This window comes from Geopseudomonas aromaticivorans, from assembly GCF_019097855.1.
GTDB classification, from domain to species: Bacteria; Pseudomonadota; Gammaproteobacteria; order Pseudomonadales; family Pseudomonadaceae; genus Geopseudomonas; species Geopseudomonas aromaticivorans.
Genome location: NZ_JAHRGL010000032.1, coordinates 1 through 10,903 on the forward strand (window position 1 = coordinate 1; position 10,903 = coordinate 10,903).

Here is a 10,903-nt window from a genome sequence, read left to right on the forward strand (position 1 = left end):
CGTAGTAGCGGAAGTGGTCGACGGCCAGCGGCACGTCGGCGTTCAGCGTCTCGCGCACGGCCTTGCCGTTGTCCCAGGTCTCGGCGACGGCGAGCAGTTCGAGGTTCTGCTCGATGCGGTCGGCGATCTTCAGCAGCAGGTTGGAGCGGTCCTGCACCGAGGTACGGCCCCAGGCGTCGGCGGCGGCGTGGGCGGCGTCCAGCGCCAGCTCGATGTCCTCGGCGCTGGAGCGCGGGAATTCGCCGATCGCTTCGCCGGTGACCGGCGAGGTGTTGGTGAAGTACTGGCCCTTGACCGACGCGACGAACTCGCCGCCGATGTAGTTGCCGTAGCGCGGCTTGAGGGAAAGGATGGCGCCAGCGCTGCCCGGTTGTGCGTAGATCATGCGGCTTCTCCGAAACGACGATTCTTGTAGTGGTGGCGGTGCGCGAGTGGCTCGCGGGCTCTTCCCTCGCCCGCCGCGTTTCGCTGCGGCCTGGGATCGATCATGCACCGCAGCCGCGCCCCCGACTTGACCGCGAGAACCAGGCGCTGTCGTCTGAAGTCAACTTTTCCGCCCCCGGCAGGACCTGTCACCTGCGGTCAACTCGCGCGCACCGTCGCGGTTCGCGTGTTTCCAAAGCACCCGTTGCCTGCACCGCCGAAGTGCGGCGCGGCGCCGGCGCCCCGCGTGAGCGCTGGGCTGGCGGCCAACTGACCGGCGTCACGGGGCAGGGCGCGAAACTTGCTTCGAATTACCGGTTGTTTCTGCTGAGATGTTTTCCATGCCCCCGTTTCCCGTCTCCCCTGCCGGCCTGGCCGGTGTGCCGGACCTGTCCGCCAGCCAACGCCACAGCGGCGTGCTGGCCGCGGCTGCCAGCGGCCTGTGCACCTTCATCGCCACACAGGGTGGCGATCCCGACCGCATCCTCGGCGTCTCGGGCATCGACCCCGAGCTGCTGCAGCACCCGACCCTGAGCCTGGCGCTGCCCAACTACTGCCAGGTGCTGGAGGAAGCCGCGCGCCAGTCCGGCTGCGACAATTTCGGCCTGTACTACGGCCAGCAGTTCAAGCCGCAGGAACTCGGCCTGCTCGGCTACATCGGCCTGTGCTCGGCGACCCTGGAGCAGGCGCTGATCAACTTCGCCCGCGCCTTTCCGCTGCACCAGCGCAACAGCCTGATCCGTCTGGTCGACGAGGGCGAGCACTACCGTTTCGACTACCAGGTGCGCCATGGCGCCATCCTGGTCCGCCGCCAGGACGCCGAGCTGACGCTGGGCATGGCCCTCAACCTGATCCGCCATGTGCTGGGCAGCCACTGGGCACCGCGTGCCGTGCACTTCGAGCATCCGCGTCCGGAGCACTGGCACGAGCACTGCAAGATGTTCGATGCCCCGGTGTACTTCGAGCAGCCGTGCAATTCGCTGATCATCCCCAAGCGCGATCTCGGCCGCGCCATGCCCGAACACAACCCGACCCTGCTGCTGGTAATGCAGGATTCGCTGCGCCAGCTCAGCCTGGCCGGCCGCGAGGCGCCGAACATCGTCGACGACACCCGCGCCCAGGTGCGCCAGCAGCTGCTGGCCGGCGAACCGACGCTGGAGAACGTTGCCGAGCAGATGGGGCTGGCCAGCTGGTCGCTGCAGCGCCGCCTGCGCGAGCAGGGCATGACCTTCAGCCAGCTGGTGGACAAGGTGCGCTGCGAGCTGGCCGCCCACTACCTGCGCCAGCAGCAACTGCCGATCTCCGAACTGGCGCCGCTGCTCGGCTACTCGGAAACCAGCGCCTTCTCGCGCGCCTTTCGCCGCTGGTTCGGCGTCAGCCCGCGGCAGTGGCGCCACACCGCCCACTGAGCGCCCGCACTCCGGTCACGGACGACCACCCCCTTCCCCCTGTCGCCCCTCCCCTGTCTCTGCGCAAGCGCGGCGAGTCCGCCGGGCAAACACGCACGCAAAAAAAGCCTGGCCCATGACGGGCCAGGCGAAACCTGAGGGTGTTGCTCGTTTAAGCCGGGATCAGCAGTAGCGATCGATGTAGGCGATCTCGGACTTGCTGCGAACTGCCGGCCATTCCTGTTGCAGGGTCTGGTACACGCGGCCGATGAATTCCTTGTCGGCGGCGGCCTTCTTGCCCACATACCCCTTGCCACGGTGGTAGGTGCGCAGGCGGGCGCGCATGCTCGGGGTACGCTTGGCGAACTCTTCCTCGCCCAGTTCCGGCGCCAGGGTGTCCAGGTGCACCTGGCCGCACTCGCTAACCCACAGGATGTGGCTGCCGTGGGTGTCCTTGCGAGCGGCGAACAGTTTGGCCAGGTCTTCGGGAGTGTGCTGGTCGTTCAGATTCATGGTGTGAGCCCCTTAATTGTTGATCGAAAAACGTCGGTCTGATTTTGGGTAGACCCGGATACCGCCAGCGGTAGGCCGGCGTGTGCACGGGGGTCTGATCTCAACCTGAGCCTGGTGTAGCGCTGATCCAAGCGAACTACAGGCGGCAGAGCTTTGAAGCCTGTGACGGGTTCGTTGGGGCGGAAGGAGCCGGCGAGGGGCCTGCAGATGCCAAGCGGAGGGCGTAACCGGACGGCGTACGGCCACAGCCAGCATCATGAGGACGTTTCACCAGCGCTTGCCGTCCGGAGACGAGCCTGCCAGTCAACTTCTTCAGTCTGCCTTGTGGGCAGTACAAACACGGAGGGTCCGGCTGGTTGGCCGGAGAGACGCCGAAGCCCTTTAGCAAGGCCTCCGCATCTGGGAGTGACTCCATCCTGCAATTTCGGAAGGCCCTCGTCAACAATTTTGTAGCGGATTTTTTGTCGCACTACAAAAGCACTACCGGGAGCCAGTACGAAGGTAGCGGATCGCTCCGCATGAGTCCCGCTAACGCGCCATCACCACCCCTTCCAGCTCGAGCACCTCGCCGCTGCCGCCGTAGATGCCGCAGCCGCGCTCCTGCACCGCACGCTCGCGGCCATCGGCGCACAGCAGCCGGTAGTCGATGCTGAACGGACGGCCCTCCTGCAGGCCACGCTGCACCGCCTGCCACACGTGGTGGCGGTCGGCCGGGTGGATCAGGCTGTTGTAGCTCAGCCGGCGACTGCCGAGCAGCTGCGTCGCGCTGTAGCCGGTCAGCTCGAGGCAACCGGCGCTGACGTAGGCCATGCTCCAGTGCGGATCGTTGCGACAGCGGTAGATCATCAGCGGCAGGTCATCGAGCAGGTTGCCGAGGTCCAGCGGGCTGATTGGCAGGCTGCGCATGCCCGGCACCGGCAGCTGGAGCTGCTCGCTAGCGCGGTGGGCCCAGGCGGCCAGCTCCAGACGCGAGTGCAGGTCGAGCTTGCACAGCAGATGCCTGACGTGGACCTTCACCGTGCCGTCGCTGATGCCCAGCTGGCGGGCGATCAGCTTGTTGCTCAGGCCCTCGGCGATCAGCGCCAGGGTCTGCCGCTCGCGCTCGGTCAGGCCGGCGCACTGCTCGGACGGCGGCAGACGGGGGTTGTCGCTCATCGGCCTGTCCCCGGCGGGCGGATGTGCGTGATCGGCTGAGGCACCATGGGTCCTCCCTCGCAGAAAAGGTCGTGGGCAAACGCAGCAAGTTCCATGCCTTTTCTCGTCCCGAGCCACAACCCGCAGTAAACAATCTTTCCCCCGGCGAATCGTTGCCGGTACCCCCGCCACCTGCACCACGCCGAGGCGCCCTGCGCCTTCTCTGCCTGTTCGCGGTGCCCATCGCGTCGCGCCTACCCCCAACGGCGTATCTCCACCGGCAGAGTTTCGCGGCGCCGCCGCTGCAGTACCCTCATTCCCATCGGGAAATTTTGTTTCCCAAGAAACCGCAACTTTCACCGTTTGGGAGAAGACCATGACCACTCGCATCGCCATCATCGGTGCCGGCCCCTCGGGCCTGGCCCAGCTGCGCGCCTTCCAGTCCGCCAAGGCCAAGGGCGCCGAGATCCCCGAGCTGGTGTGCTTCGAGAAGCAGCAGGACTGGGGCGGCATGTGGAACTACACTTGGCGCACCGGCCTCGACGAGAACGGCGAGCCGGTGCACGGCAGCATGTACCGCTATCTGTGGTCGAACGGGCCCAAGGAGTGCCTGGAGTTCGCCGACTACACCTTCGACGAGCACTTCGGCCGGCCGATGGGCTCTTTCCCGCCCCGCGAAGTGCTGTGGGACTACATCAAGGGCCGCGTCGAGAAGGCCGGCGTGCGTGACTACATCCGCTTCAACACCGCCGTGCGCCACGTGAGCTTCGACCCGGCCAGCGAGCTGTTCACCGTCAGCGTGCACGACTACACGACGAAGGAAACCTACGCGGAAACCTTCGACTACGTGGTCTGCGCCAGCGGCCACTTCTCCACCCCCAGCGTCCCCTACTTCCCGGGTTTCGAGAGCTTCGCCGGCCGCGTGCTGCACGCCCACGACTTCCGCGACGCGCTGGAATTCAAGGGCAAGGACGTGCTGATCGTCGGCGCCAGCTACTCCGCTGAGGACATCGGTTCGCAGTGCTACAAGTACGGCGCCCGCTCGATCACCAGTTGCTACCGCAGCGCGCCGATGGGCTACCAGTGGCCGGCCAACTGGGAAGAGAAGCCGCTGCTCGAGCGCGTCGAAGGGCACAACGCGTTCTTCGCCGACGGCAGCCACAAGCACATCGACGCGGTGATCCTGTGCACCGGCTACAAGCACCACTTCCCCTTCCTGCCCGAAGAGCTGTGCCTGAAGACCGACAACCGCCTCTGGCCGCTGAACCTGTACAAGGGCGTGTTCTGGGAAGACAACCCGAAGCTGATCTACCTGGGCATGCAGGACCAGTGGTACAGCTTCAACATGTTCGACGCCCAGGCCTGGTACGTGCGCGACGTGCTGCTCGGCCATATCGCCCTGCCCAGCGCGGAGGCAATGCACGCCGAGAATCTGGCCTGGCGCGCCGAGGAGGAAACCCTGCAGAACGCCAAGGAAATGTTCGAGTTCCAAGGCAAGTACATCCAGCAGCTGATCGACGCCACCGACTACCCGAGCTTCGACATCGCCGCGGTGAACCAGACCTTCCTCGAGTGGAAGCACGACAAGTACGAGGACATCATGGGTTATCGCAACAAGTGCCACCGCTCGCTGATGACCGGCACGATGGCCACTCCCCACCACACCCCCTGGCTGGATGCGCTGGACGACTCCATGGCCGCCTACCTCGCCGACCAGCCGGAGCAGTCGCTCAAGGCGGTCGGCTAACTCCCTCGTAGGGGGCAACCGCGAAGCGTTGCCCACCATGGGAGCGCGTGGTGGAAAACGCTACGCGGTTTTCCACGGGGCGGCCATCCCCCCTACACCAGCGACCTCCCAGCAGATGGGCCAAAGCCCACCCGGAATCTTCCGCCGCGCATCCGCGCAGGAGCCTTGCATGCACATGCCCGTGATTTCCCGACCGCGCGAACCTGCGCTGTTCGCCCGCGCCCCGGCGCTGGAGCGCCACCGCGTCGCGCCGGGCGGGCTGACCGTGGTCGCCCTCGCCGCCGGCGACCGTCTCGAAGTGATCGACCTCGAGGGCCGGCAGAGCGCCGAGCTGCTGGCCTTCGCCGCCAGTGGTCGCGCCGCGCTGGCCGACCTCGGCCTGACCGCCACCCCCGGCGCGCGCTTTATCGGCGCGTTGCTCGGCGATGGCAGCGCCGAGTCGGTGCACACCCGCCTGGGCCTGGCCAAACGCGACATCGACTGTCGCCAGCTGCCCGAGGCCGCCCGCCTGTGGGACGGCGACACCCCGGCCGGCTTCTCCCGCAACCTCACTGCTGCCACCGAACTGCTGGTTATCGTCGCCGCCCCCGGCGGGCGGGTTGCGGTGGACTGCCAGCAGCGCGCCAGCGAGCTGCGCCTGATCATCCAGCGCGCCAACCCACGCAGCGTGCTGGCGCCGCCACTGCCGGCGCCGCTCGGCGAGCTGGTCGACGAGTTCACCATCCAGCCCGGCACGGCGCGCGACTACGTGGTCGAGGCCGGTCAGTACCTGCAGGTGCTCGACGTGGCCGGACGGCAGTGCTCGGACTTCGTCGCCTTCGACCGCCGCGGCCTCGACGCGGGTCGCGAGATCGACCTCGACCCAACCGTCACCCGCACCCTCAACGGCAACGCCTATCCGGGCCCGGGGCTGTTTTCCAAATTCTTCGACCGCAACCTGCAGCCGATGCTCGAGGTGGTGCGCGACACCGTCGGCCGCCACGACACCTTCGCCCTCGCCTGCGCCGCACGCTACTACGAGGCCCAGGGCTATTTCGGGCACGCAAACTGCAGTGACAACCTCAGCCGCGCGCTGGCCGCCCATGGCGTGACTGCCAGGGCCGGCTGGCCGGCGATCAACTTCTTCTTCAACACCGGGATCGACGCCCACCAGCAGCTGACCCTCGACGAGCCTTGGTCGCGTCCCGGCGACTACGTGCTGCTGCGCGCGATGACCGATCTGGTCTGCGCCAGCAGCTCCTGCCCGGACGACATCGACCCGGCCAACGGCTGGCAGCCGACCGACATCCACATCCGCGTCTATTCCGCCAAGGAGCGCTTCAGCATGGCCATGGCCACCCGCAAGACCGCCGACGCCGACCCGGTGCTGACCCGCGAGAGCGGCTTCCATCCCGGCACCAGCGCGCTGACCGGCAACTTCATCGACTACCGCGGCTGGTGGACGCCGACCCACTATTCGGGCTTCGGCGCCATCGAGGAGTACCACGGCTGCCGCGAGCGGGTGGCGGTGATGGACCTGTCCGCGCTGCGCAAGTTCGAGGTGCTCGGCCCCGACGCCGAGGCGCTGCTCAACTACTGCCTGACCCGCGACGTGCGCAAGCTGGCGGTCGGTCAGGTGGTCTACTCGGCGATGTGCTACGAGCACGGCGGCATGCTCGACGACGGCACCCTGCTGCGTCTCGGCCCGGATGCCTTCCGCTGGATCGGCGGCGAGGACTTCGCCGGCGACTGGCTGCGCCAGCAGGCCGAGAAGCTCGGCATGAAGGTGTGGGTAAAGTCGGCCTCCGAGCAGATTCACAACGTCGCCGTGCAGGGGCCGAAAAGCCGCGAACTGCTCAGCCAGATGATCTGGACGCCGCCCAGCCAGCCGAAGCTGGAAGAACTCGGCTGGTTCCGCTTCCTGGTCGGCCGCCTCGGCGACTACAACGGCTGCCCGATCATGGTCTCGCGTACCGGCTACACCGGCGAGCTGGGCTACGAGATCTGGTGCCCCCCCTCCGACGCCATGCAGGTCTGGCAGCGCCTGTGGCAGCTCGGCGAGCCGCTGGGCCTGGTGCCGCTCGGCCTGCACGCGCTGGACACCCTGCGCATCGAGGCCGGGCTGATCTTCGCCGGCTACGAATTCTGCGACCAGACCGATCCGTTCGAGGCCGGCATCGGCTTCTGCGTGCCGCTGAAATCCAAGCAGGACGACTTTATCGGCAGGACCGCGCTGGAGCGGCGCAGCGCCCATCCGCAGCACAAGCTGGTCGGCCTGGTGCTGGATGGCAACGAGCCGGCGCAGCACGGCGACTGCGTGCGCGACGGCCGCGCGCAGATCGGCGTGGTCACCAGCGCCACGCGCTCGCCCATCACCGGCAAGAACGTCGCCCTGTGCCGCCTGGACATCGGCTACTGCGAGCCCGGCACGCCAGTGGAGATCGGCAAGCTCGACGGCCAGCAGAAGCGCATCGCCGCCACGGTGACCGCGCCGATCTTCTACGACCCGGACAAGAGCCGCGTGCGCGCCTGAGCGCCGCCGGCCCGCGATTCGCGCAGCGCGCCGGCCGCCCGCCGGCGTCCGCTGCCAGTTCCCTGATCATCTATCGACCCTTAAGAGAGGAACAGACCATGAAGCGATTCAGCCTTATATGTCGCAGCCTGATCGGCACACTCCTGCTGGCGAGCGCCTTCCGCGTCTCGGCGGAAGAAACGGCCCCGGCCCTGAACAGCGGCGACACCGCCTTCCTGGTAGTGTGCTCGCTGGTCGTGCTGCTGATGACCCTGCCCGGCCTCGGCATGTTCTACGGCGGCATGGCGCGCAGCAAGAACGTGCTGTCGGTGCAGATGCAGGTGTTCTCCGGCGCCGCGCTGATGGCGCTGCTGTTCGCCATTTACGGCTACAGCCTGACCTTCACCGACGGCGGCGGCCTGCAGGCGATCATCGGCGGCACCGACAAGCTGTTCCTGCAGGGCGTCGGCCCGGACTCGATGCAGGGCAGCATTCCCGAGCTGCTGTACTTCCTGTTCATGCTGCTGTTCGCCGCGATAACCCCGCCGATCATCGTCGGCTCGTTCGCCGAGCGCATGAAGTTCGCCGCCGTCATGGTGTTCATGGCGATCTGGCTGACCATCAACTACATCCCCATGGCGCACATGGCCTGGGGCGGCGGCTGGGTGTTCAACCTCGGCGTGCAGGATTTCGCCGGCGGTAACGTGGTGCACCTCAACGTCGGCATCGCCTCGCTGGTCGGCGCCTGGCTGATCGGCCGCCGCCGCGGCTTCGGCACCGCGACCCTGTCGCCGCACAACATGACCATGACCGTCACTGGCGGCTGCCTGCTGTGGGTCGGCTGGCTGGGCTTCTGCGGCGGCTGCGTGCTGGCAGCCAACGGCTTCGCCATGCTGGTCATCGTCAACACCATGCTGGCCAGCTGCGCCGGCGCCCTGGCCTGGATGCTCGCCGAGTGGAAGTACCGCGGCAAGCCGAGCATGTTCGGCGCGGTGTCCGGCGCCATCGCCGGCCTGGTGGCGATCACCCCGGCGTGCGGCTTCGTCGGCCCGATGGGCGCCATCTGCCTCGGCCTGATCGCCGCGCCGATCTGTGTGTGGGCGGTCGACAAGCTCAAGCCGGTGATCGGCCTCGATGACGCCTTCGACGTGTTCGGCGTGCACGGCGTGGCCGGCATCGTCGGCGGCCTGCTGACCCCGGTATTCGCCATGACCACCCTCGGCGGCCAGGGCTTCGCCGAAGGGCGCGACCTGCTCGACCAGCTAGCGATCAACGGCGGCGCGATGCTGTTCAGCATCCTCTACTCGGCGCTCAGCAGCTGGCTCGCGTTCAAGCTCGCCGCCGTGCTGTGCGGCGGCCTGCGCGTCGACGAGGAGCACGAAGTCGACGGCCTCGACCTCTCCAACCACGGCGAAGTCGGCTACAAGTACGCCAACTGATCACAGGACCAGCCTAGGCTGGCTACGGACGAGCCCTGGATCGCGACGCGGCCAGGGCTCGCGTCGTTCCGGTAGGGTAAACTTGACCATCGCGAGCGGCGACTATGCCAGCGACTTCGCCGGGCCGTAGCCCATTTGCGAGCAGGCCGCCCCGACTTGAGCGCAAGCACGCGCCGACTCTGCTCGACCTGTATCCTCCTGAAAAAACTCTTTGAAATTCCGAAGCGACCAGCAGCTATCCTTCCTCGTCGCAGGCGCTGTTCGAGCAGAATCCACACCACGGCCAGCTGTACAGGCACTTCCACCCTGGTCGACATGTACCATTTGTGATCGAGGAACAGCGACCTGTCCATCGGCACCTACGACCTGCAGCTCGTGCAATTGCCGGTGCGCCCTGTCCTTACCCGCAGCGGTGAAACCTTCAAGGGTGTTCAGCCGCGCCGACTGAAGCAGCGCACCACGGCCGTGCGTCGCGCCCTGACCGGCAAGCGGCACGATCCCATCGCCGGGTATCTGTTGCCGACCGAGTTCGCCTGACCGAAGCCGCATGACAGACCGATGCCAGTACGCGGATCGAACCGAGAGCGCTGATCCGCCTGCTCCGCAGCGATGTATACGTCCCGCGTCTTTGGCCTGCCCACAAACGCACACGTATTACCCCTGACCCGGCACTTCCTGAATAGTTCCCTGTGGCGCTGATTACCAACGCCCACCTGCGCGCCGATAAAATGTGATGCCGCGCACGCTTGTCCGGTACAAAACGTGAACTGCCCCCCCTGAGAGTAAGACCTTGATCGACTTCGATCTCGCGCCCCACTTCGGCATACTCGCCACCGGCATGAAAAGCCCTTGCGTACAGGTTTTTCATACATGGGTGTTTTTACTTTCAACGAGAAGAATTAGAAAAATGAATATGCGCTGCGTTGTTTCAGCTGTCGTGCTGCTTTTGAGTACAAACTTGGCCATTGCCGAAGAAAAGCCGGCCAGCACTCCGTTCAAGTATCTCGACATGCCGGTAAAAGAGGCCGCCCAGCGTGCCGGCGTGCAGCCTAACCAGGCTAATAACATTGTGTTTGATAGCGAGGGGCATCACGTCTATCTGGAAGCCAGCGGCGGGACGGTCGGCTATGCGGATGTGGAGTTCCGAGGCAGCGCACCCTGCAATCCAAAGCAGGAAATCGACTCGGCTGCGGCCCTTAAGACCCTGGGCATGAATGCTGCGGATCTCGAACTGGCCATCCAGAAGCCCGACAACCACACCTACTACGACCACAAGCGCGGCCTGAAGGTAAACGTCGCCTGTAGCTACGAAGGCGCCCCGCTGACCGTCGGTTTCAGCCGCAAGCAGTACAACGTGCTGATGGGCAGCACCAACCACTGATAACGGCCCTTTGCACTGCCAACCGCGGCACCCGCGCAGACCAACAAGGACACGCCCACCGCCTCGACCGGAGGCTGCATTCACCAGCCCCTTCGCCCAGGCATGACGGCTCCGCCACGGATGGCGTTACCGTCCTACAGCACACCGACCTCACAAGCCCCGACCGCAGCCTCGCACGCCTGCTTGCACGCTCCGCCTGCAGCAGCACAGCCGCCCTCTCCTGGAACAGATCACACCACCTAGATTTCTCCCTGTGGAGTGAGGCGCTGGCGAGTCCGCAATGAGTCGCCGGCAGGAGCCCAATAGGCAGGTTCGGCGTCCCGCAGCCGAGCCGCTGCGGGACGCTGCAGGAACACGACGCTCCCCCACAGGCTCTTGACGGTTTTT

Annotated in this window: 9 protein-coding genes and 1 pseudogene; 6 read left to right on the top strand and 4 right to left on the bottom strand. The window is 66.3% G+C overall.

The window, feature by feature from the left end; genetic code table 11:
• Window positions 1-385 (bottom strand): aldehyde dehydrogenase family protein (locus KRX52_RS13005; protein WP_217682154.1); only part of this gene is annotated, 385 nt, incomplete at its 3' end.
• A 379-nt stretch (window positions 386-764) separates the two neighbouring features.
• On the opposite strand from KRX52_RS13005, the gene qhpR reads away from it, so the two are divergent.
• Complete coding sequence (gene qhpR, locus KRX52_RS13010) at window positions 765-1,832, top strand: AraC-like transcriptional regulator QhpR (protein ID WP_437439704.1); 1,068 nt, start codon at window positions 765-767, stop codon at window positions 1,830-1,832.
• A gap of 162 nt (window positions 1,833-1,994) precedes the next feature.
• On the opposite strand, the gene KRX52_RS13015 is transcribed toward qhpR, so the two are convergent.
• The 3 genes and pseudogenes from KRX52_RS13015 to KRX52_RS20810 form a co-directional block, all read right to left on the bottom strand.
• The gene (locus tag KRX52_RS13015) at window positions 1,995-2,324 is read right to left on the bottom strand and encodes a hypothetical protein (protein ID WP_217682156.1); all 330 of its coding nucleotides are present in this window, start codon (window positions 2,322-2,324) and stop codon (window positions 1,995-1,997) included.
• 528 nt (window positions 2,325-2,852) lie between these two features.
• Window positions 2,853-3,230 (bottom strand): PAS domain-containing protein, encoded by a 378-nt coding sequence (locus KRX52_RS20805; protein WP_367890545.1) that lies wholly within the window; start codon window positions 3,228-3,230, stop codon window positions 2,853-2,855.
• Window positions 3,231-3,257: 27 nt separating this feature from the next.
• A pseudogene (locus tag KRX52_RS20810) lies at window positions 3,258-3,440 on the bottom strand (LuxR C-terminal-related transcriptional regulator); the annotation flags it as partial.
• A 394-nt stretch (window positions 3,441-3,834) separates the two neighbouring features.
• On the opposite strand from KRX52_RS20810, the gene KRX52_RS13025 reads away from it, so the two are divergent.
• The 5 genes from KRX52_RS13025 (at window position 3,835) to KRX52_RS13045 (ending at window position 10,516) form a co-directional block, all read left to right on the top strand.
• Window positions 3,835-5,205, top strand: coding sequence for a trimethylamine monooxygenase (locus KRX52_RS13025; protein ID WP_217682158.1), 1,371 nt, complete (start codon window positions 3,835-3,837; stop codon window positions 5,203-5,205).
• Window positions 5,206-5,374: 169 nt separating this feature from the next.
• Complete coding sequence (locus tag KRX52_RS13030; protein ID WP_217682159.1) at window positions 5,375-7,717, top strand: trimethylamine N-oxide demethylase; 2,343 nt, start codon at window positions 5,375-5,377, stop codon at window positions 7,715-7,717.
• Between the two features lie 98 nt (window positions 7,718-7,815).
• Window positions 7,816-9,135 carry an ammonium transporter gene (locus KRX52_RS13035; protein ID WP_217682160.1) on the top strand — a complete coding sequence of 440 codons (1,320 nt, stop codon included), beginning with the start codon at window positions 7,816-7,818 and terminating at the stop codon, window positions 9,133-9,135.
• Window positions 9,136-9,522: 387 nt separating this feature from the next.
• Window positions 9,523-9,672 carry a hypothetical protein gene (locus KRX52_RS13040; protein WP_217682161.1) on the top strand — a complete coding sequence of 50 codons (150 nt, stop codon included), beginning with the start codon at window positions 9,523-9,525 and terminating at the stop codon, window positions 9,670-9,672.
• A gap of 253 nt (window positions 9,673-9,925) precedes the next feature.
• Window positions 9,926-10,516 (top strand): hypothetical protein, encoded by a 591-nt coding sequence (locus KRX52_RS13045; RefSeq protein ID WP_217682162.1) that lies wholly within the window; start codon window positions 9,926-9,928, stop codon window positions 10,514-10,516.
• Window positions 10,517-10,903: the final 387 nt, after the last annotated feature.